The sequence below is a fragment of the Prevotella sp. P6B1 genome (assembly GCF_000702825.1).
GTDB lineage: Bacteria > Bacteroidota > Bacteroidia > Bacteroidales > Bacteroidaceae > Prevotella.
Genome location: NZ_JNKF01000010.1, coordinates 101450 through 123588, shown reverse-complemented (window position 1 = coordinate 123588; position 22139 = coordinate 101450). Strand labels below are relative to the sequence as shown.

The 22139-nt window shown below is 46.8% G+C and carries 22 protein-coding genes and 1 tRNA gene; 3 read left to right on the top strand and 20 right to left on the bottom strand.

Features of this window, described 5'->3' with window-relative positions:
* Nucleotides 1–18: 18 nt before the first annotated feature.
* Nucleotides 19–291 carry an HU family DNA-binding protein gene (locus T495_RS0101510; protein ID WP_028903044.1) on the top strand — a complete coding sequence of 91 codons (273 nt, stop codon included), beginning with the start codon at nt 19–21 and terminating at the stop codon, nt 289–291.
* A 71-nt stretch (nt 292–362) separates the two neighbouring features.
* On the opposite strand, the gene T495_RS0101505 is transcribed toward T495_RS0101510, so the two are convergent.
* The 13 genes from T495_RS0101505 to aroQ all read right to left on the bottom strand — a co-directional run bounded on the left by T495_RS0101505 (nt 363) and on the right by aroQ (nt 11901).
* Complete coding sequence (locus T495_RS0101505) at nt 363–1166, bottom strand: gluconate 5-dehydrogenase (RefSeq protein WP_028903045.1); 804 nt, start codon at nt 1164–1166, stop codon at nt 363–365.
* A gap of 32 nt (nt 1167–1198) precedes the next feature.
* Nucleotides 1199–1269: transfer RNA gene (locus tag T495_RS0101500), tRNA-Gln, on the bottom strand.
* 61 nt (nt 1270–1330) lie between these two features.
* Entirely contained in the window at nt 1331–2626 is a 1296-nt protein-coding gene (gene tyrS, locus T495_RS0101495) for a tyrosine--tRNA ligase (protein ID WP_028903046.1), read from the bottom strand.
* Between the two features lie 18 nt (nt 2627–2644).
* On the bottom strand, nt 2645–2875 hold the full coding sequence (gene yidD, locus T495_RS15450) for a membrane protein insertion efficiency factor YidD (RefSeq protein ID WP_081773257.1): 231 nt from the start codon (nt 2873–2875) through the stop codon (nt 2645–2647).
* A 4-nt stretch (nt 2876–2879) separates the two neighbouring features.
* Entirely contained in the window at nt 2880–3263 is a 384-nt protein-coding gene (gene rnpA / locus T495_RS0101490; RefSeq protein ID WP_033147349.1) for a ribonuclease P protein component, read from the bottom strand.
* A gap of 6 nt (nt 3264–3269) precedes the next feature.
* Nucleotides 3270–4019 carry a uroporphyrinogen-III synthase gene (locus T495_RS0101485; protein ID WP_028903048.1) on the bottom strand — a complete coding sequence of 250 codons (750 nt, stop codon included), beginning with the start codon at nt 4017–4019 and terminating at the stop codon, nt 3270–3272.
* A gap of 7 nt (nt 4020–4026) precedes the next feature.
* Nucleotides 4027–5043 (bottom strand): DUF4271 domain-containing protein, encoded by a 1017-nt coding sequence (locus tag T495_RS0101480; RefSeq protein WP_028903049.1) that lies wholly within the window; start codon nt 5041–5043, stop codon nt 4027–4029.
* Nucleotides 5044–5049: 6 nt separating this feature from the next.
* Complete coding sequence (gene metK / locus T495_RS0101475) at nt 5050–6306, bottom strand: methionine adenosyltransferase (RefSeq protein WP_028903050.1); 1257 nt, start codon at nt 6304–6306, stop codon at nt 5050–5052.
* A gap of 21 nt (nt 6307–6327) precedes the next feature.
* Entirely contained in the window at nt 6328–9141 is a 2814-nt protein-coding gene (locus T495_RS0101470; RefSeq protein WP_081832005.1) for a pitrilysin family protein, read from the bottom strand.
* Between the two features lie 108 nt (nt 9142–9249).
* Nucleotides 9250–10500, bottom strand: coding sequence for an FtsX-like permease family protein (locus T495_RS0101465; RefSeq protein ID WP_231495031.1), 1251 nt, complete (start codon nt 10498–10500; stop codon nt 9250–9252).
* Complete coding sequence (gene rbfA / locus T495_RS0101460; RefSeq protein ID WP_028903053.1) at nt 10500–10835, bottom strand: 30S ribosome-binding factor RbfA; 336 nt, start codon at nt 10833–10835, stop codon at nt 10500–10502. Before rbfA ends, T495_RS0101465 begins: the two co-directional genes overlap by 1 nt.
* 26 nt (nt 10836–10861) lie before the next feature.
* Nucleotides 10862–11488 (bottom strand): O-methyltransferase, encoded by a 627-nt coding sequence (locus tag T495_RS0101455; protein ID WP_028903054.1) that lies wholly within the window; start codon nt 11486–11488, stop codon nt 10862–10864.
* The gene (gene aroQ / locus T495_RS0101450) at nt 11485–11901 is read right to left on the bottom strand and encodes a type II 3-dehydroquinate dehydratase (RefSeq protein ID WP_033147347.1); all 417 of its coding nucleotides are present in this window, start codon (nt 11899–11901) and stop codon (nt 11485–11487) included. Before aroQ ends, T495_RS0101455 begins: the two co-directional genes overlap by 4 nt.
* 101 nt (nt 11902–12002) lie before the next feature.
* Here aroQ and xerA point away from each other — a divergent pair, with 101 nt between their 5' ends.
* Nucleotides 12003–12911, top strand: a complete 909-nt coding sequence (xerA, locus tag T495_RS0101445) for a site-specific tyrosine recombinase/integron integrase (RefSeq protein WP_028903056.1) — start codon at nt 12003–12005, stop codon at nt 12909–12911.
* 76 nt (nt 12912–12987) lie between these two features.
* Entirely contained in the window at nt 12988–14913 is a 1926-nt protein-coding gene (locus T495_RS0101440; protein WP_081831963.1) for a leucine-rich repeat protein, read from the top strand.
* Between the two features lie 59 nt (nt 14914–14972).
* Here the strand turns inward: T495_RS0101440 and T495_RS0101435 are convergent, their stop codons facing one another.
* The 7 genes from T495_RS0101435 to T495_RS0101405 form a co-directional block, all read right to left on the bottom strand.
* Nucleotides 14973–15953 (bottom strand): PD40 domain-containing protein, encoded by a 981-nt coding sequence (locus T495_RS0101435; protein ID WP_028903058.1) that lies wholly within the window; start codon nt 15951–15953, stop codon nt 14973–14975.
* A 160-nt stretch (nt 15954–16113) separates the two neighbouring features.
* A complete protein-coding gene (gene murI / locus T495_RS0101430; RefSeq protein ID WP_028903059.1) occupies nt 16114–16953 on the bottom strand; it encodes a glutamate racemase in 840 nt (279 codons plus the stop codon).
* Nucleotides 16934–17461 (bottom strand): OmpH family outer membrane protein, encoded by a 528-nt coding sequence (locus T495_RS0101425; RefSeq protein ID WP_028903060.1) that lies wholly within the window; start codon nt 17459–17461, stop codon nt 16934–16936. Before T495_RS0101425 ends, murI begins: the two co-directional genes overlap by 20 nt.
* Before the next feature lie 31 nt (nt 17462–17492).
* On the bottom strand, nt 17493–17996 hold the full coding sequence (locus T495_RS0101420) for an OmpH family outer membrane protein (protein WP_028903061.1): 504 nt from the start codon (nt 17994–17996) through the stop codon (nt 17493–17495).
* Between the two features lie 39 nt (nt 17997–18035).
* Nucleotides 18036–18551 carry an OmpH family outer membrane protein gene (locus tag T495_RS0101415; protein ID WP_028903062.1) on the bottom strand — a complete coding sequence of 172 codons (516 nt, stop codon included), beginning with the start codon at nt 18549–18551 and terminating at the stop codon, nt 18036–18038.
* Nucleotides 18552–18622: 71 nt separating this feature from the next.
* Nucleotides 18623–21289 carry an outer membrane protein assembly factor gene (locus T495_RS0101410; RefSeq protein ID WP_033147656.1) on the bottom strand — a complete coding sequence of 889 codons (2667 nt, stop codon included), beginning with the start codon at nt 21287–21289 and terminating at the stop codon, nt 18623–18625.
* A 68-nt stretch (nt 21290–21357) separates the two neighbouring features.
* A complete protein-coding gene (locus tag T495_RS0101405; RefSeq protein WP_033147346.1) occupies nt 21358–22116 on the bottom strand; it encodes an isoprenyl transferase in 759 nt (252 codons plus the stop codon).
* Nucleotides 22117–22139: the final 23 nt, after the last annotated feature.

Sequence of the window (22139 nt, the reverse complement as noted above, 5' to 3'; positions counted from 1 at the left end):
CTTTAAATTTTTAAAATTATGAACAAAACAGAATTAGTAGAGAAGATTGCAGCAGGTGCTGGCATTTCTAAGGTTGACGCAAAGAAGGCTCTCGACGCAACAGTAGCAGCTATTAAGGACGCTCTCGTAAAGGGTGACAAAATTGCTCTCGTAGGTTTCGGTACATTCAGCGTAAATGAGCGCCCTGCTCGTGAGGGTATCAATCCTCTGACAAAGCAGAAGATTAAGATTGCTGCTAAAAAGGTTGCTAAGTTCAAGGCTGGTGCTGAGCTCGCTGATGCAATCAAGTAAATCTATTGTAAATAAAAATTTAATGGGGACCCTGAAAAGGATCCCCATTATTTTATGATGCTATGAAGCATTTATTTAGGCTGCTTGCCAATGTAAGCCAGAATACCACCATCTACATAAAGTACATGTCCGTTTACTGCATCAGAGGCGTGTGAAGCCAGGAATACAGCGGGGCCACCTAGCTCAGAGGGATCAAGCCAACGACCAGCAGGCGTCTTGGCGCAGATAAAGCTGTCGAATGGGTGACGGCTGCCATCGGGCTGCTTCTCACGCAGAGGTGCTGTCTGTGGGGTTGCAATGTAGCCTGGGCCGATGCCATTACACTGGATGTTGTATTCACCGTATTCTGAGCAGATATTTCGTGTGAGCATCTTCAGACCGCCCTTAGCAGCTGCATAGGCAGATACTGTTTCGCGTCCTAACTCAGACATCATAGAGCAGATATTGATGATTTTGCCTTCGCGGCGCTCCATCATCTCAGGCAGTACAGCTGCTGATACGATGTAAGGAGCCACCAGGTCTACATCAATAACTTGCTGGAACTCGGCACGCTTCATTTCGTGCATCGGGATGCGCTTGATGATACCTGCATTGTTAACCAGAATGTCAATCTGGCCAACTTCTGCATGAATCTTCTCGACGAGAGCCTTGACAGCGTTCTCGTCAGTAACATCGCATACATAGCCCTTTACGTTCTCAATACCTGCCTCTTTGTAGTTGGCCAGACCGCGTTCAAGAGCAGCTTCGTTGATGTCGTTGAAGATGATGTTCTTGATACCTGCAGCTACAAAAGCCTTGGCGATGTTGAAACCAATACCGTAAGATGCACCTGTAATCCAGGCATTCTTACCTTCAAGTGAAAAAAGATTTGCCATAACTTATTGTTTTAGAAGTTGTTTGAAAGTAGTTGGACGACTCGGATTCGAACCGGGAATGACAGAACCAAAACCTGTAGTGTTACCATTACACCATCGTCCAAGAGTATGTGGCTGCAAAGGTACGAAGTTTTTTTTGAAGTACCAAATTTTGCAGCCAAATATTACTTAACTATCAGCAAGTAATAATTCTTTTTGCCCTTTTGTGCCAAAAGATACTTGCCGTCAATCAGATCTTCGGCCGTGATGGCACGGTTCTGATCGGTAATCTTTTCTTTGTTCAGCGATACACCGCCGCCCTGAACCATCTTACGCATCTCGCCTTTTGATGGGAATACGGGAGCTACGGTTGTCAGCAGTTCGATAGCGGGCTGACCTAACTGGTCTTTTGAAATCTCAAACTGAGGTACACCATCGAATACGTCAAGCAGTGTCTGCTCGTCGAGCTTCTCCAGTCCTTCTTTGGTAGATTTTCCAAACAGGATGTTTGATGCCTCAATGGCAGTGTTAAGAGCTTCCTGTGAGTGTACCAGTACGGTAACCTCTTCGGCCAGGCGCTTCTGAAGAACACGACGGCCTGGGTCCTGCTTGTGCTCCTCAATGAGGGCATCGATAACGTCTTTCTCAAGCGATGTAAAGATCTTGATATAGCGCTCAGCATCGTCGTCGCTGACGTTGAGCCAGAATTGGTAGAACTTATATGGAGTTGTGCGCTGAGGATCGAGCCAGATATTGCCACTCTCGGTCTTGCCGAACTTCTTACCGTCGCTCTTGGTGATCAGCGGACAGGTCAGTGCGAATGTCTCTACTTCGTTGCCTAATGTGCGGCGAATCAGTTCAGTGCCGGTGGTCATGTTACCCCACTGGTCGTTGCCACCTAACTGAAGTTTTACACCATAGTGCTGATAGAGATACAGGAAGTCATAACCCTGCAGTAACTGATAGGTGAACTCGGTGAATGACAAACCATCGCGAGCAGTTCCGTTCAGACGCTGCTGTACACTTTCCTTAGCCATCATGTAGTTAACAGTGATATGTTTACCAACTTCGCGTGCAAAATCAAGGAAAGTAAAATCCTTCATCCAGTCGTAGTTATTGACCATCAGTGCAGCATTTGGCTCCTTTGAATCAAAATCAAGGAACTTGGCTACCTGCTTTTTGATGCATTCTTGGTTGTGATATAATGTTTCGTTGTTAAGCAGATTACGCTCCTGGCTTTTACCTGAAGGGTCGCCAATCATACCTGTGGCACCACCGACAAGGATAACAGGACGGTGTCCGCAACGCTGTAGGTGGCGGAGCATCATGATGCCGCACAAGTGTCCGATATGTAACGAGTCGGCTGTAGGGTCAGTACCCAGATAGGCTGTTACCATTTCTTTCTGGAGCAGTTCTTCTGTTCCTGGCATCATCTGAGCCAGCATACCGCGCCATTTGAGTTCTTCTACAAAGTTCTTCATCTTTATACTTATTTATTATTAAGGGACTGGGTCGTAGCCCGAGCCCCCCCATGGGTTACATCTTAATATCCGCCAAATGGCCAATCCTAAGCCCTTAATAGGTCCGTGCTTCAGAATGGCCTGTTTCGCATATTCGCTGCATGTTGGAGTGAACCGGCAGGAAGGACCAAGCAGTGGTGAGATGCAAATCTGGTAAAAGCGGATGGGTAGTACCAGTAGCCAAGAGATGAAATGCAGTAGCCTTTTCATGTTTTTATCTGGCTATTTGCTTCAAAATGCTGATGACTTTCTTTTCAACCTCCTTGGTGGCAAAATGTTTGTCGGTTAACCAGATAATCGCTATCAGTAGCATCTGTCCTTCCTCAATGGTACCTTCAAGTAGCGACTTGTTTTTGCGATAGGCTTCACGTACCTGGCGTTTTATTCTATTCCTGTCAACAGCGTGCTTAAAGCGTTTTTTGGGCACGCTAATCAGTAGCTGTACAGGAGCACATCCCTCACGAAGCTCTGTTTTCAGATAGACAGCTTTTAGTGGAAATGCAGTCTGCGACTGGCTATTGCCTTTTTCAAAGAGCGACTCTATCAGCACATTGCTGACGATGCGCTCCTCTTTTCTGAAGGTAGGCGCTGTCGTCATCAATTCTTAGTCTTGTATCTCAAATAGGTAGTGCTGCAGGGCACCTGTCATTGATGGGTATTTCTCGTTAGGAGCCTCGATATCCAAGCGCAGACCTGCGTCTTTGGCTGCCTTGGCAGTGGCTGGACCAAATGTTGCGATAGCAATCTTGTCCTGTTTGAAGTTGGGGAAGTTCTTGGTCAGCGACTCAATGCCGGCAGGGCTGAAGAAAATCAGCATGTCGTAGTCAAAGTTCTTAACCTCCTCTTCGGTAAAGTCGTTGCTTACCGTCTTGTACATAACACACTCTGTGTGCTGAAGCTTTTTTGAATCAAGCAGGTTGGCCAGACTGTCTGTATGTACATCGCTCAGGGGAACGAGATACTTTTCGGTTTTGTGCTTCACCATCGTTGGGATGAGATCGTCGATGCGACCAGTTTCGCCAAAGAAGATCTTACGTTTTCTGTACTGCACATATTTCTGGATGTACAATGCGATGGTCTCAGTTACACAGAAGTACTTCATGTCCTCAGGAATATTAATTCTGAGTTCCTTGGCCATATTGAAGAAATGGTCAATAGCATGGCGTGAGGTGAAAACGATGGCTGTGTGATCCAGAATGCTCACCTTCTGTGCACGGAAATCTTTAGAACTGATAGCTTCCACTTTAATGAATGGACGGAAAACCAGTTCAACACCAAACTTGTTCGCAATATCGAAATATGGCGACTTCTCACTTGATGGCTTAGGTTGTGAAACCAAAATCTTTTTGATCATATGTGTCCTAAATATTTATTTTCAAATTTTCAGTAATGACCAGTAATCCGCTCCAGAGCATCATTAAAGGCATCATTTCGAGGGCACAAAAGTACAAAATTATTTGCAAAAAATCTCCTTTTTGTTTAAAAAAGATGGAAAATGACTTGTAAAATGTGAGGATTTTGGCTAAAATAACGATAATTGCGGTATAATAGATGGCATTTTGGAGTGAAAACATGAAATATGCCAAGAGTAATACCAATGGGAATAGTGCCACCCCTTCGAGGGATGTTATCAGGAGAATGGATCTTTGAAACTGTAAATTCTTCTTACTATCAAAAAAGATGTTATTGACGATAGAATAAATAGCCATTCTTGCCAGCATGTAGCCCAGTATTGTTGCTCCATAGATGACGAGTAGTGTGTATTCCGATGAGAATACGAACGTGTTGGAAATGAAATGGTTGGTGTAGAAATAGTATAGGAGTGCGTATAGCTGGCAGGTGATAAATAGGAACAGGAACTGGAATTTGATCTCACTGCCAGTTTCTGTTAATGACTGGTTCCTTTTTTGTGTAGAAAAGAAATGTTTTGTTTGTTGAATCAGGAATCCTGATATGCGTGATAATGTATATGTGATAAGCAGAAAGCAAACTATCAGGATACCTGTAACAATGCTATCGTTTTGTATGGTATAAGGAATAGGGGCGCCAGAGACACCAATGCGTTCGATGCTCAATTCGGGATGATACATCGCGTTGTTCGAGAAGAAATTCTCTCGGTAGTAGTGTGGCAGGCTTACTTCCTTCAAGTCACGTGGCATCTCTTGCCCGGGTAGATGCAACGTGTCGGGACGACTGCTATAATGAATCTCTTTCGGTTCAAACCATTCTTGAATGGCTGAGTCTTGCTGAGCGGGTGTAGCATCTTTAGGCAATAACCGCAGAACCTCGTAGGGTGTCTGCGGTTTTGCCGAATGAACTACCACTGTATCTGTTGTGGCAGTGGATATAGTAGTTAGGATGCTATCGTTTTCCAGCATATCTGATTACAGCCCGAACTCTTTGCGGATATCGTCTACACGGTCTAATTTCTCCCATGTAAACAGTTCTACATCGATGGTCTTGGTCTCGTGATAGTGGCTGGTAAAGGTCTTCTTCACCACTTCACTCTGACGTCCCATATGTCCGTAAGCAGCCGTCTCGCTGTACATGGGCTGGCGTAGCTTCAGTGTGCGCTCGATGGCTTTTGGACGCAAATCGAAAAGCTTCTCTATCTTCTTGGCGATTTCGCCATCGCTCATCTGTACGTTACTGCGACCGTAGGTGTTAACGTAGATGTTCATGGGCTTAGCTACACCGATGGCATAACTAATCTGTACCAGCATTTCATCAGCAACACCGGCAGCTACCATGTTCTTGGCGATGTGGCGCGCTGCGTATGCTGCGCTACGGTCAACCTTCGACGAATCCTTACCAGAGAATGCGCCACCTCCGTGTGCTCCCTTACCACCATAGGTGTCTACGATGATTTTGCGACCGGTCAGACCTGTATCTCCATGAGGGCCGCCAATCACAAACTTGCCAGTGGGGTTCACGTAGTACTTGATGTCGAGTCCGAACAGGTCGAGTACCTTTTGAGAGTGGATCTGTTTCTTTACTCTTGGAATCAGAATATTGATGACATCGTCCTTGATCTTCGCTAGCATCTTCTCGTCCTCATCGAACTCGTCGTGCTGGGTTGATACGACGATAGTGTCGATACGCTCGGGGATGCCCTCGTCTGAGTATTGTACGGTAACCTGACTCTTTGAGTCTGGACGCAGGTAAGTCATTTCCTTACCTTCTTTTCGGATGTCTGCAAGCGTACGCATGATCAGATGGGCCAGATCGAGGCTGACGGGCATATAACTCTCAGTCTCGTTGGTGGCATAACCGAACATCATGCCCTGGTCGCCAGCTCCCTGTTCATCCTCGTTGCCGTTGTCGACACCACGGTTGATGTCGGCACTCTGTTCGTGGATGGCACTCAGAATGCCGCACGAATCGCCGTCGAATTGATACTCCGCCTTGGTATAACCAATGCGCTTAATGGTCTTGCGGGCCATTGTCTGCAGGTCGATGTACACATCACTGCGGACCTCACCCATAATAACAACCTGACCTGTAGTGACAAACGACTCGATGGCGCAGCGCGCCTTCGGGTCGTATGCCAAGAACTGGTCAAGTATTGCATCAGATATCTGATCGGCCACCTTATCGGGATGGCCCTCAGATACTGATTCTGACGAAAATAGATAACTCATTCTTTATATTAATTGTTTTAATTACTCTGCGGGCATCATGATCACCTCTGCAGCGTTACCTGCTTTCAGCAGTTCAGCTACAAATGCACAGATGGACTCAGTTGTTTGGGCGTTAACCACCTTCTCGAAGTCGGTGTTCATATCGATACCGTACTTGCGGTAAGTGTCAATACGGTTCAGCCAGTAGCTATTCTGCTTGCGCTGGTCGCCCATATTCTTCAGGATGTATTCCTTCACCTTCTGCAATTTGTCGGCATCACAGGTCTTAACCATGGCGTTTACCTCGTCGCGCATAATCTGGCAGGCAATGTCACCCTTCTCAGGTTTCATAGGGCACTGGACAAAGATGAAAGCTTCTGTGCCAAAGTCGTCGCGGCTGACACCTGCGCTGGCTCCTACAGTATAGGCTGCGCTGGCATCCTCGCGGATCTTCTTCAGATATTCCATGCTCAGAATCTGACCTGCGATGGTGGCCTTAATGCTGTTCTCGAGTGTGTAAGGAATCTGCTTAGAATACCAGTACATCACAGCAATGGCCTTTGGTGTTTCAGCCTTATGCTTGAAGTTATTGATGACCTTGCCCTTGAAGTCGCTTGATACATCCTTACTCTTTTCTATCTTCTTCTTTGCAGGTAGTGAACCAAGATACTGCTCGATGAGTGGACGGATTGTGCCCTCGTCGTAGTTACCAATGATGGTGAATTCGTATGCTGCTGCATTTGCAGTGCGCTCCTTGGCTATCTGCAGAATGCGGTCATAGTTTACGTTCTTCAGATCCTCAACTGTCAGTGATTTGTCGCGCAGGTTGTGGCAGGATAGTGTGGCTTGAACTGAATCGTTGAATACAGTCTCGGGCTGCAGCAGACGGTTCTTCAGACTAACCTCTGTGGTCTGCATCAGATTATCGAACGACTTCTGGTCCTTATTGATGTTGGTGAAGCTGAGATAAACCAACTGGAGCATGGTCTCTACATCCTTTGGTGTCGAACTGCCGCTGATAAGCTGGCGGTTGGTGCCCATTAAGAATGATACGTTGGCAATCTTACCAGCCAGTGCTTTGGTGAGCTCAGTGTGTGAGAAATTGCCGAGGCCGCTGGCGTCGATGACGTCGTCGAATATCTTGATGTTGGCGAAGTCCTTCTCGCCATAGAGTGCAGAACCTCCGAATCCTTCACCTCTTAGGATAACCTGATCTTTCTTGAGGTCAGTCTTCTTCAGCACAACTTTTACGCCGTTAGAAAGTGTCAGCTCGGTATAGCCGAACAGGTCGTTCTTTGTCTCTTTCTTGATGGTGCCCTTCTTAGGCAGAGTGGTCATGAGAGGCTCGTCCTTTACATTGTCTACGTAAGCTTCTATCTGAGCAGCACGCGCAGTGGCAATAGCCTTCTTTAAACCATCCTCGGTAGGATAGGTTGCGCCCTCTTTCTCGTTGTTGAAGTTAACAATAACAAGATTGCTGTCTTTCTGAGAGATGAGCTCTTTGACTACGCCGTTGATGGCCTCTATGGGGATAACTGGCACAATCTGTTTCATCGTTTCGTAAGTGTAATCGATACTTGGGATAGGCTCTTTTTCCAGGAAGTGCTGTACGTACTGGTTGACGAACTGACGGTTGAAACGCTTGTCTTTGTTAGAGTACTGCTTGTCGAGGTTGCTCAGGTAGTCGGCCTTGAAACGGCTGTACTCTGTTGGGGTGAAGCCGAACTGAGAAGCTCTGCGTGCCTCGGTCATAACGGCTGTCAATGCAGTTTCGGCCTGTCCGTCCTTAGGCAGGTACGACAGGTTGAAAGCGTCGACAGTATTTGAGAGCAGGTAGGCGCCATCGCTGGCAAAGGCCTGCAGGAATGGACTTTCGGGCTTCTGTGAATACTCCCTGAGACGGTCGTTCAGCATAGAGGTGGCTGCATCCTTAATATAGTCGGTAATCAGATAAGCCATAGTTCCCTTCAGCGAATCGGGGAATGCTTCATGCTTCATCATAACCTGTACGATGTTGTACTGCTGTTCCTTATCTTTGTCAATCACAATGATAGGCTCTGCATTGTCGGGTACAGGGTAGGTGGTTACCTTCTCTGGGTTAACGGGCAACTTGATGGTTGAGAACAGATTCTTAATCTTCTGCTCAACCTTATCTACGTCTATATCACCAACCACGATGATACCCTGATTATCTGGACGGTACCACTTTTCATAGTAAGCCTGCAGGAATGGACGCTCAAAGTTGTCGATAATCTCCATCAGACCGATAGGCATACGGTATCCATACTTAGAACCGGGATAGAGCTTGGGCAGGTCGCGCTCCAGCATACGCTGCTGAGCACTGGTGCGCAGGCGCCATTCCTCGTGGATAACACCACGCTCCTTCTCAATCTCTTCCTGCTCCAACAGCAGACCGTCGGCCCAGTCGAAGAGTATCAGCAGGCATGAGTCAACGATGCCTTCGCGAGTAGTGGGGACATTGCTGATATTATATACGGTCTGATCGATTGATGTATATGCATTCAAGTCTGTACCAAACTTTACACCAATGCTTTCGCACCAGCGCAGCAGTTCGTTGCCCTTAAAGTGTTTTGAACCGTTGAAGGCCATGTGCTCAAGGAAGTGAGCCAGACCGCGCTGGTCATCGTTCTCCTGAATAGATCCAACTCTCTGAGCGATATAGAACTCAGCTCGGTTCTCGGGCCAGTTGTTGTGACGGATGTAATAAGTCAATCCGTTGTCAAGTTTTCCGATGCGTACATCGGGATCTACTGGGATAGATGGCATCTGCATCTGAGCCATCATCATCACTGCGCCGAACATAGTCAGCATAATGGTCGATAGAATCTTTTTCATTTCATTTAAGTTTGGTTGTTGCATAATTATGTAATCGGCTGCAAAGATACACCTTTTTTGTTTATCTGATGCAAAAACTACGTTAAACCTACGTTAAATATGAACTTTTTACACTAATAATCGTTTAGCAAAGTATCTCACAGGATACCATACAGAGAGGAAGCCTACGATGAGTACCGTGCAGAACACCAGGATGATGTCTTCTGGATGTACACTGACGGGGTAGGCGTTAATAACGAAAGTGCCGCTTGATGAGCCTAGGCCCACAATGCCATATCGTTGCTGAATCCAGCATAGTGCCAGCCCAATGACAATCCCAAGTATGGCACCGATTGCGGATATCATTCGCCCTTCGAACAGGAAAATGCGGATGATCTGTTTGTCGGATGCACCCAGATTACGTAGTGTCACCACATCGTCCTTTTTGTCAATAATCAGCATTGAGAGCGAGCCGATGATATTGAAGCAGGCCACCATGAGGATAAAGGTGAGGAAGATATAGGCGATTAACTTCTCTATCTTCATGATCTTGAAGGTGTCGTCCTGCTGCTCGAAACGGTCTTTTACTGTAAACTTATCGCCGCATAGTTGTTTGATCAGCTCCTTTGTTTCGTCGAAATGACTGCCAGGCTTCAGCCTGAGCTCGAGCGACGATAGCATGCCTTGTTGTCCGAAGATACGGCGTGCAAACGAGATGCTTGTCAGGATGTAGTTCTTGTCGTAACGTGATTGCTTGACGTTGAACAGTACACCAGGTGAGTAGAGTTCATCCTCTTCAAAAGCATCGTCAGGGTTTGTCATATCCAGTTGTCCTTCGCGCTTGGGTGCATAGATGTGGATAGGCTCTTCGTAGGTATAGCCTGTACCAAGAGTCTCGGCCAGTCGTATGCCAAGTGTGCCATAGTCCATATCGGCAGCGTGCAGGCTGAAATCGCCATCGCCCACAAGAATCTCGTTAATGTGGGTCAGCTGGTCGAAGTTGTCGTCAACGCCTTTGATGACAACCATTGCCTGTCGATCACGATAGATGGCAAGTGCCATATCCTCAACGCTCTCTGTGGCAACCTCTACTTGAGGCAGCTGGCGAATCTGTGTCAGTATCGGATCATCGGCGGCTACCGTTTTTCCTTCAGTAGGTACCACCTTCAGTTGTGGATCGAAGCTGGTGAAGAATGTGGCCACCAGGTCGTGGAAACCGTTGAAGACCGATAACGTGACTATCAGCGCCATCGTAGCAATGGCGACACCAACAACAGAGATTCCACTGATGACATTGATGGCATGAGTGGATTTCTTTGAGAACAGATACCTGCGGGCTATGAAGAACGGAAAGTTGACTACGCCGAACATTCGTTTCATTATTTCTTCAGCAGTTCATCGATATGCTCGATATAGTCGAGCGAGTCGTCGATAAAAAATCGCAGTTCTGGGATGATGCGCATCTGGTTTCTTACACGTGTGCCCAACTCGTATCTGATCTGTTTGCTGTTAGCATTGATGTTAGCCAGGATCTCTTCGCCCTTCTCACTGGGGAATACGCTGAGATAGGCGGTGCAGATGCTCAGGTCGGGTGATATCTTGGCACGTGTTACAGATATCATGACGCCGTGAGTGGCACGTGTCTGCTGCTGGAATATCAACGAGAGCTCTTTCTGGAGCATTCTCGCAATCTTGTTTTGTCTTGTCTCTTGCATTTTTTACCTTTTTACTTTTTGCCTTTTTATTTCTTCCGTATCAATGTCAGTCCATCTCTCAGTGGCAGTATCACTTGCTCTACACGCTGATCGCGGGCTATGTAGTCGTTGAATGTCTCTATTCCCTGGGTCTGCCGGTCTTTGTCGTAGGCATGATCCACTACATGACCGTCCCAGAGTGTGTTGTCGGCCAGTATAAAACCGCCAGGCTTCAGTATGCTCATCACCATTTCGTAGCAGTCACGATAGGTGCGCTTATCGCCGTCCATGAAAGCCAGATCGAACTCAATACCCAACTTGGGAGCATCTTCCAGGGCGTCGCCGATGATGAAGTTGATCTTATCAGCCACGCTCGAACCTTCTATCCACGGACGGGTAAAGTCTTCCATCTCGTCGTTGATTTCGAAAGTGTACAGTCTTCCGCCTTCGTCCAGTCCCTCTGCCATCGATATGGCGCTGTAGCCGCTAAAGGTGCCTATCTCGAGGATGTTCTGAGGACGAATCATCTTTACCAGCATCTTGAGTAGCCTACCTTGCAGGTGTCCACTCGCCATACGCCCGTGAATGGTGTGTATGTGGGTGGCTCGCCATAGTCGGTACAGGTAGTCGGGCTCTGGCTCCGTATGCTGCAGGATATACTCGTCGAGCGTCATCCTCTCAGCGCTTCTATAGCCAAACGGTATGAGTCGAGACCAAAGCCGAGGATAACACCCTTGCATGCGCAGGATATCATCGACTTGTGACGGAACTCCTCACGCTGGTGTACATTCGAGATATGCACCTCGATGACAGGGCTTTTCAGCGAGCGGATACAATCCTGCAGAGCGATAGAGGTGTGGGTGTAGGCGCCAGCATTCAGTACGATGCCGTCGTAGCTGAAGCCAACCTCCTGCATCTTGTTAATCAGCTCACCCTCAACGTTGCTCTGATAGTACTCGATGTCGATGTCGGCAAAGCGCTTGCGCAACTCAGGCAAGTAGGCATCGAACGACGACGAACCATAGATGCCTGGCTCTCTCTGGCCCAACAAGTTCAGGTTCGGACCATTGATAATCAGAATCTTCATTTTTGTAACTTTGTATTAATACGGCTGCAAAGGTACGAATAAGTGAGCAAAAATCCAAATTTATTGAAAAAATGTATTATTTTTGCACCAAATTTATGACCATGAGTGGAGAAAAAGACATTGTAAGGGCTTATGTGCGCTATCTGAAGCTGCAACGCAACATGTCGGGCAATACGCTCGATGCTTATCAGCGCGACCTTCGTAAACTGCTCGACTATATGGAGAAAGAGCATATTGCTATTGCTGATGTGACCTTGAGTGATTTGGAGCATTTCTCGGCAGGGCTTCACGATATAGGTATCCATCCTCGGTCACAATGTCGTATTCTGAGCGGTATCCGTAGTTTTTTTAAGTTTGTACAATTAGATGGCTATCGTGATGACGATCCTACCGAGTTGTTAGAGTCGCCGCAGATTGGCGACCATCTGCCAGAGGTGCTTACAACCGATGAAGTCGATCGACTTGAAGCCAACATCGACCTTTCGAAATGGGAAGGGCATCGAAATCGCGCCATCATCGAAGTACTCTTCTCTTGTGGGTTACGTGTCAGCGAATTAGTCAATCTGAAACTTTCCGACCTCTATATCGACGAAGAATATGTGCGGGTGCTGGGTAAGGGTAAGAAGGAACGTTTGGTTCCTATCTCGCCTAAGGCCATTCAAGAACTGCGCTTCTGGTTCGATGACCGTAACCTGATGAAGATTAAGCCAGGCGAGGAGGATTATGTGTTTCTGAATCGTCGTGGCGCTCATCTTACGCGTACCATGATTCTCATCATGATCAAGGCTCAGGCCAAGGAGGCTGGCATCCAGAAGACGATCTCTCCTCACACCCTTCGCCACTCCTTCGCCACCGCCCTTTTAGAAGGTGGCGCCGACCTCCGATTCATTCAGGCTCTTCTTGGTCATGAGGATATTGGTACTACAGAAATCTACACCCACATCGATACCTCGACCCTCCGTCAGGAAATCCTCGAGCATCATCCGAGGAATATGAAACGTGTATGGTAGCTATTTTTTTTCTTCTTTCTTTTGAATGTTTAGAAAATTTGTGTAACTTTGTGCACAAAATCTAAAACGATATAAGATGAGACGGTTGTTGTTGATGATGGCAGTAGTGTGCAGTGTTAGCACATTCGGTCAGGATTTCTTTGAACACAAGTGCCCTGATGGACAGAAACTTACATTCAGACGTACGTCGCCTACAACAGTAGAGGTTGCTCGGAATGTCAGGAAACCATATGATTACACTTATGTGGTAATTCCCGGCGACATCACCGTTAAGGGTGTTACCTATACTGTGACATCGATAGGTGATGCCTTTCAGGATTATACATGGCTGAAGGGCGTTGAGATACCTAATACGGTAACTGCTATAGGTAATATGGCCTTCAAAGGATGTACAGGTTTGACTAAAATAGTGATTCCTTCATCGGTAAAGGTGATCGGTAAGTGGGCTTTTGAGTTCTGTACGATGTTGAAGAGTGTTGACATCCCAAACTCAGTGATTGAGATACAGGATTTTGCTTTTGAGGGTTGTACGACATTGAAGAGCGTTAGACTGGCACCTTCTGTTATGACTTTGGGACGAGGTGCCTTCCGCTACTGCAATAAGTTAGCTAATTTCGAAGGTTTGCGCTCTGATATCAAGTTAGGCGAAGATGTGTTCTTCCAATGTGCTTTTTCTACTGATGTCAAGGAGAAAGAGGGCAACGAGTTTGAACTGGCTGCCAGAAGGTATATTATGCCCAAACTGAAGGAGTGGCAGAAAAAGCGTGAGTTTGAAACAACGGCTCAGTATCAGGCGCGAATTACTAAAGATAATCAAGATAAAAAGACCAAGGAATTGATGGCTGAGGCTATTAAGGACTATACTAGAAAGAATAGTCTGACTCCAAAGCTGGGCGCCTATGATGCAGACTACCAACTATATGCCATTGAGACGAACTATGGTAAGCAGTATGTTCAGGTTTCGCTGGATGATGCGCCTGCATTTAAGAGCCGTTTTGCTACTGCAACTCTTGATGGCGATTACGTGGCTACGGTTGACGGACTGAAGCTTGTTGCACTTAGGGTTAAGGTCAATGGTAAGCAGTATCAGTCGATAGCAATGAATGAAGATACAGCCTCTGCATCAGTTGATATCGAACTTCCTGAAATCAGTCTTCCTGTTGTCAGTAACGTCCCAGAAAAAAACAAGAAGCAAACCAAGCCCGTTGTTGCCAATGCGGATTTAACGATAGATACAGAAATTCCAACAACTGATGCGGTAAATAATAACACGTTTGTAGTAGTTATCGGTAACGAGAAGTATCAGAAGGTTTCAGAGGTGCCCTTTGCGAGCAATGATGCCAAGACTGTTGCTGCTTATTGCCAAAGAACATTGGGCATTCCGGCTCAGAATATTCGTAAGTATGATAACGTAACCTTTGGTACCATGTTGTCTGCCATTTCGGATATTAAAAGTATTGCCGATGCATACGAGGGAAATCTGAATGTGATATTCTATTATGCTGGTCATGGTGTGCCTGATGAGGCAACACTCGATGCCTATCTCTTACCAGTAGATGCTGATGGGAGATATGTTGAGGCCTGCTATCCGGTAAGTCGCTTGTATAAGGAACTTGGCGAGTTAGGTGCCAAGAGTGTTGTGGTGTTTATGGATGCCTGCTTCTCTGGCACTAAACGTGGTAAAGGAATGCTTATGGCAGCAAGAGGTGTTGCCATCAAGGCAAAGAGCCAGATGCCTCGTGGGAATATGGTGGTCTTCTCGGCTGCAACTGGCGATGAAACCGCATACCCCTATAAGGAAAAGGGCCATGGATTGTTTACGTACTTCCTGCTGAAGAAACTGCAGGAATCACGTGGTGATTGTACTTTAGGCGAACTGAGTGAGTTTGTCAGACAGAATGTGCGTCAGCAGTCAATCATCGTGAACAGGAAGAGTCAGACACCTACTATCCAGACTTCCACTACGTTGCAAGCCGATTGGGAACATCTTAAACTGAAATAAAAACAAAAGCAGCCCGTAGCTAATAAGCGGGCTGCTTTTTCTTTTATCTTATAGATGTATTATTCTTCCATCTTGAATCGCCAGATCTGCAGATTCTCCTCAGTATTACCACGGTCTGATACGAAGTAGAGGAAATTATCCTTTGTCCAGTAAGGCATACCATCGTACGACTTGTTGATAGTTACCTGAACGAGATTGTTGCCATCAATGTCGATGATATAGATGTCGTAGTCCTTCTTATCTTTCTTAGAAGACTGGAAAACCAACTTTGTTCCGTCAGGACTCCAGCAGGGATTCAAGGCAAAGCCCTTCTTGGCATCTGTGATTTGGATAGGCTCGCTACCATCTGTATTCATAGTCCATATACTGGTACTCTTAGCATCAGACGAATACTTTACATAAGCAATCTTGGTGCCGTCGGGTGAGAATCTTGGGCAAGCGCCTGCACCCAGAAGTGTGGTTTCGCCAGTCTTCAGGTTCTTCATCCAGATTTCGCTGTTGGCAACGACTACTGTATTGGCTGCACCAAATAGACCGCCCCAGAAATTGTATGATCTGTAGTATGAATACTGCACCTTGCTGTATACCAGCAGTGTGCCTTCGGGGTTGAAGCTGGGTGAACCTTCGAAAGCATTCGATGACTCGGTAATCTGGTTAAGTGCCTTTCCCTTTCCATCGGTCATCATATAGATGTCGGAGGTGCTGCTACCTTCAAGCTGGCAACGGAAGGCAATCTTGTCTGTGGCTGCGCAATATACAGGACCATAGTTCAGATTCTTTCCGCTTGTCTTCTGAGTCATAGCTGCAGAGAAAGGATTGTCTTTCTTGTAGATGTTATACCATCTCTTATTCTCACGGGCACAGAAGAAAAGGGCAGTACCATTATCGCCACCAAATGGGTAGAGGCATGGCTCTTCATTATCCGTAACCTGTGTTAGAGCCTGAAGCGACTCGCCATTAGCTGTAATGGCCAACTTCTTTTTAGCGTAGCCTGATGCTGCTACAGAAACGAGCAGTGCGGCAAAAAATAGTTTCTTCATAATTTCTTAGCTTTTAATTAATGTGGTAATATTTTTGCAAAGATAGTTTTAATTCTTAATAAATGCCAAAGATTCTGTAAGAATATGCGGGTACTTAACTTTTTTTAATGGTTTTCTTGGGTTTGCAGGTACAATGCCTAAAGCGCGATGATAGTAAAAACTATCCTAACGTGATGTTTTCGACCTCTACAGGTTCGTGGAGGAAAATCTGGGCTTGTTCCTTGAACTTCTGGGGATTCTCTGTGGTGAGGTAGTGTACACCAGCCCCTTTAGAGCAGCGCTGTTCAATGTTAGGATGGCGCTCGAGATAGCTTTTCAGGCTTTCGGCTACGTATTCGCCTTGTGGTACGACGCGAACACCTGTTGGGAGATACTTCAGAATCTTAGGCATCAACAAAGGATAGTGGGTGCAGCCTAAGATGATGGTGTCTATCTTGGGATCCTTGCGCATGATTTCATCGATGCGCTTCTTGACGAAGTAATCGGCTCCTGGCGAGTCGGCCTCATTGTATTCTACCAGTGGCACCCAGAAGGGGCAAGCCACGCCCGATACTTCTATGTCTGGATGTAGTTTATGAATCTCCAGATCGTAGCTCTCACTCTTGATAGTGCCTTCAGTAGCTAATACGCCTACATGGTTAGAGGTGGTTAACTCGCCAATCACCTCGGCTGTCGGGCGTATAATGCCTAACACGCGGCGATCTGGGTCAATCTTCGGCAGGTCGTTCTGTTGGATGGTACGCAAGGCTTTAGCCGAGGCGGTGTTACAGCCTAATATCACCAGGTGGCAACCCATCTCAAAGAGTTTGATGACGGCCTGACGTGTAAACTCATAGACCACGTCGAACGAACGTGGTCCATAAGGTGCACGGGCATTATCGCCCAAATAAAGATAATCGTATTCGGGAAGCAGCTGACGGATGCCATGCAGGATAGTCAGTCCGCCGTATCCGCTATCGAAGACTCCAATCGGTCCTGGATTACTCGGCAGTGAGCGCATTCTTTACAGCCTGATTGATATCTTCGCCCATAGCGGGGTTGATGAAAGGCAGAGCCTTTACGTCAGTGTCAAGGATAAAGGCATAGCCCTGTTCCTGTCCGATAGCTGCCAGAACCTCGTTCAGCTTGTCGTAGAGAGGAGCATAAGCTGCCTCCTCATCGCGTGCCAACTGCTCGAGACTCTTATTCTTGAAGGCGATGTTATAGTTCATTAACTCTTGCAACTCGCTTTGGCGCTTCTGCAGAATGCTCTTAGGGAAGTCGCGCTGACCTTCAAGGAAATCCTCGTACTTCCTGTTGAATTCGTCTTCTACGCGCTTAGCCTCGGCCTGATACTTTGCCTTCAGCTCTATCATCTGCTGCTGAACCAGCGAATAGTCGGGCATCGACTGGATGGCAGCCTTATAGCTGAGATAGCCAAACTTGATTGAACTTGATGGAGTGGCTACGTCCTGAGCAAAAGCAGAGAGCGATACAAATGCCACAAGAAGTACGAGGAATCTTTTCATGTTGCTTGTTTTTTGAGATTTGACTTACGGATTATTTCAGACCTAACTTGGCCTTTACCTGAGCAGTTACATCGGTAGAGAGAGTTGTGCTGATGTAAGGAAGCGAGTTGTTCTCCATGATGTAAACGTACTGACCAGCCTGTCCCACAGCCTTGATGGCATCAAGAATCTTACCCTGGATGGCCTGCATCTTCTCCTGAGAAGCCTTGCCCAGAGCCTGCTGGTTGTCCTGATAGCTCTGCTGAATCTTTGTGTACATATCCTGCAGCTCCTGCTGACGACGCTGCTTGATGTTCTCTGGCAGGTTAGCCTGCTCCTTCTCAAAAGCCTCGCCCTTCTTCTGCAGTTCGTCCTGCATGCTCTTTAGGTCAGCTTCATACTGGTCCTGCAGGGCCTTGATCTCGTTCTGAGCCTTTGTAAACTCCGGCATAGCCTGCATGATCTCCTGGGTGTTCACATGGCCGAACTTTCCCTGTGCGTTAGCGGTTGCGAAACCGCAGATTGCGCAAATAGCGCAGATAATCAATTTTTTCATTTTCTTATTGGTTTTAATTATTATTTCTACTTTTAATTATCAATTCGAATATCCGAGTTTGCGAAGTACCTCTGATGAGATATCTATCTTTGGAGAGCTGAATATGATACTGGAGTCGCTGGCGCGATCGAGTACCAGCTGGTAGCCTCGCAGTTCCGCAATGTCTTTGATAGCGTTATAGACCTCGTCCTGTATGGGCGACATCAGCGCTGTGCGCTTCTTGAAGAGTTCTCCGTCAGGACCGAAGTAGTGCTTCTTCAGTTCGGCAGCTTGCTTTTCCTTCTCAACAATGGCGTCCTGTTTGGCTTTTTTCTGATCCTTCGACAGGAATACTACTTCCTTCTGATAGTTCTTATAAAGTGTCTGAGCCTCGGTGTTCAGGGCATCAACCTCCGACTGCCACTGTTTCGACACCTGACCGAGCTGTTCGTTGGCACGCTCGTAGGCAGGAATGTTCTTCAGGATATACTCCATATCTACCACGGCATACTTCTGAGCCGAAGCTGCTGTCCATCCGAGGATGGCGCAGAGTGCGCAAATAATCAGTTTCTTCATAACCATTCTATTTTAAGTTTTATATCACTTTGACGTGAAAACTATCAATAGGTTTAAAAGTTTTGCTTACATTAGAACTCTTGACCGAGGATGAAGTGGAAGTTGCTTCCACCCTTCTTCTGAGCACCGTACTGGCTGGTGTATACATTGTCGAAACCATATGCCCAGTCGATACCCATCAGTCCAACCATTGGCAGGAAGATGCGAACACCGATACCGGCCGAACGCTTCATCTTGAATGGGTTGAAGTCTTTGGCATTAGCCCATGCGTTACCAGCCTCCAGGAATCCGAGTCCGTAGATAGTGGTGTTACCCAGCATGAACGGATAGCGCAACTCAAGGGTAAAGCGGTCATAAGCGTATGAGTTGTACGACGAGATGGTTCCGCCCTTCATCATGGTCTCGTAGGCCGAAGAGTAGGAGAGTGCACCATTGTCGTAACCGCGCAGTCCGATGGTCTCCTCAGAGTATCCGTAAGAGTAGCCACTCATACCGTCACCTCCCACATAGAAGGTCTCGAATGGCGAGCGTTTATCATTGTTGTAGCTGCCCAGCAGGCCCATCTCTACACGGGTCATCAGTACAAAGCACTTCTGTCCGTTGGTGAGGGCTGTAAAGGTACGGCTCTTAAACTTCCACTTGTGATATTCAATCCAGCGGTAAACATCCTGCAATTCATCCTCGTAGGTAGCCGAGTTAGAATTCTTGGCCAGGTTCTTATAATCCTTCTTATCGAAGAGCGACCAGGGTGGTGTAACGGTTACCGAAGCCATGAACTCTGATCCGCGGCGTGGGAACAGCTGGTTGTCGGTAGATGTACGACTCAGGGTCAGACCCAGGTTGATGTTGTTACAGTTACCGTTGTGGATATAGAAGTAGCTCCAGTCGCGCAGCATGTAGCGTGAGTAGCCGAGCTGCATAGACAACTGGAAGTAGTCGTCAGGCCAGCGCAGACGCTTACCCCAACCAAGTGATGCGCCGAATACTGTCATGGTCTTGTCGTCATCAAGCATCGACTCGTAGTTATAGTAGTAGGGGTTGTAGCCGCCGTAGCCGTAGCTGTACATTGCGTAGTTGTTGTAGAAGGCGTTATTGCGGTAGTAGCTCGAGATGTCGCTCTGCTTAGAGTAGAACACACCTATGTTAAGACTGTTAGGACGCTTGCCGCCAAACCAGTTGGTACCATAATTAGCACTCAGCGAGCTATAGTAGCTACCGTTGGTTTGGAAACTGAATCCTAATTGCTCGCCGTCACCATAAGGCAGAATACCGCGGTGCAGCTTGTTCTTACCGAACAGGTTGCGGATAGAGAAGTTGTTGAATTTAATACCAATCTTACCGATGATACCTGTTTGTCCCCATCCTAACGAGAACTCCAGCTGGTCATTCGACTTCTGCTCCAGTTTCCAGTTTACGTCAACTGTACCATCCTCTACGTTAGGCTTGATATCTGGAACAACCTTCTCAGGATCAAAGAATCCCATAGAGGCAATATCACGTACTGAACGGGTCAGGGCTTCCTTGTTGAACAGGTCGCCAGGCTTAGTGCGCAACTCGCGGCGAACCACCTCTTCATACAAGCGGTCATTACCATAGATGCGTACGTGGTTCAAATGGGCCTGTGGACCCTCGGTGATGCGCATCTCTATATCGATAGAGTCGCCGTCAATGTTGACTTCTACTGGATCGATGTTCGAGAATACGTAACCATTGTTATAGTAATAGTTGCCTGCGGCATCCTCATCTTCCTTCAGTCGTTTGTCTATGTGCTTCTGGTTGTACACGTCACCCTTCTTCATGCCCAATACGGCATTCAGATAGTCGGTGGTTACGACGGTGTTTCCTACCCAGGTGATGTTACGTACGAAATACTTTTCGCCTTCGTCAATCTTTACCAGGATATTGACGTGCTTGTCGTCGAACGAATAAACAGAGTCCTCGATGATTGTCGCATCGCGGAATCCCAGCTCATTATACTTGTCAATCAGAGCCTGTTTAGCCTCTTTATAGCGCTCGTCAGTAAACTTCTTGGCCTTGAAGAAATTGGTTAGTTTGCCTGCTTCGTGAATCTTTCCGAAAGCACCCTTGCCAAACATCGAACCTTTGATCTTCTTGCTGGTAAGCTTCTCGTTACCCTCGAAAACCAGATTGCGTACTTTCATCTTGGCTTTCTTGTCGATGTTTACATCCAGTGTTACCTGTCCTGCGGCATCCTCGTGCTGAATAATCTCGATTTCAGCATTCTTATAACCCTTCTCATCGAAGTATTTCTTAGCCAGAATCTTAGCGCGGTCAATGATATTACGTGTCAGGCTCATACCTTTCACCATTCCCAACTTGGCCTCCATATCCTCGCGCTCTGCCTTCTTGATACCGTTGTAGTTGATGTTCTTGATACGTGGGCGCAATCCCAGATGAATGCAGAGATAGACCTTGTTGCCAACGATTGAGTCGGCGGTTATCTGTACCTTTGAGAACAGACCGTTGCGCCAGTAGCGCTTAACGGCCTCTGTAATCTGGCTGCCTGGCAGCTCGATTTCCTGTCCTACGGTCAGTCCTGAGAGTCCGGCCAATACATAATCTTCGTATCCTTCTACACCTTTAACGGCTATGCCGCCAATCTCGCATGAGCGAGGTGTACCGGCATATGAAATGTCGGGGTTTACGATCTTATCCTGAGCGAAAGCTGTGAATAGTGAACAGTTAATAGTGAATAGTAAAACTACTACTTTCACCATCAGTTCGCTTTTCACGTCTATATACCTTATTATATTATATAACATTTTGTTTAATTATTCACTAATCACTATTTGTTATTCACTTCTTCTTCTGCTTCTGCTTCTATCTGAGCCTCGGTCTTTCCGAATCTGCGCTGACGATTCTGATAGCTGATGATGGCCTTATGTAGTTCTTCCTCCGAGAAATCGGGCCAGTAGCAATCGCAGAAATAGAACTCGGAATACGCGCACTGCCATAGCAGGTAATTAGATATGCGCACCTCGCCACCAGTACGGATAAGCAGGTCGGGGTCGGGCATCCAATTTGTCCATAGGTTCTCGCTGATGGTATCTTCAGTAATGTCGTCAATGTTCATTTCTCCGTTCTGTACCTTGCGAGCTATGGTTTTTGAAACGTTAACCAACTCTTGTTTTGAAGAATAGGGCATAGCGATGGTCATTGCCATACCATCGTACATGGCAGTCTCTTCTACCATAGAGCGCAGCTTGTCCTGTACGCTCTGTGGAAGTCTTTCAACATCGCCTACTACATGGAAGCTGACGTTGTTATTATGGAACAACTGCATCTTGAAGAAACTGAGTACCAGCCCCATCAGAGCCTCCACCTCATAGGCAGGTCTGTTGAAGTTCTCTATTGAGAAGGCGTATACCGTCAGGTACTTTACACCGAGGTTGGAACATACTGTAGTTACTTGCTCCAGATTATCAAGTCCGGCTTTATGGCCAAAAGTACGATCCAATCCGCGATCCATCGCCCAACGTCCGTTGCCGTCCATAATGATGGCAATGTGCTGGGGAATCCTGTTCATGTCTAAAAGTTCCTTCATATATATCAATATTTACTTTCTCA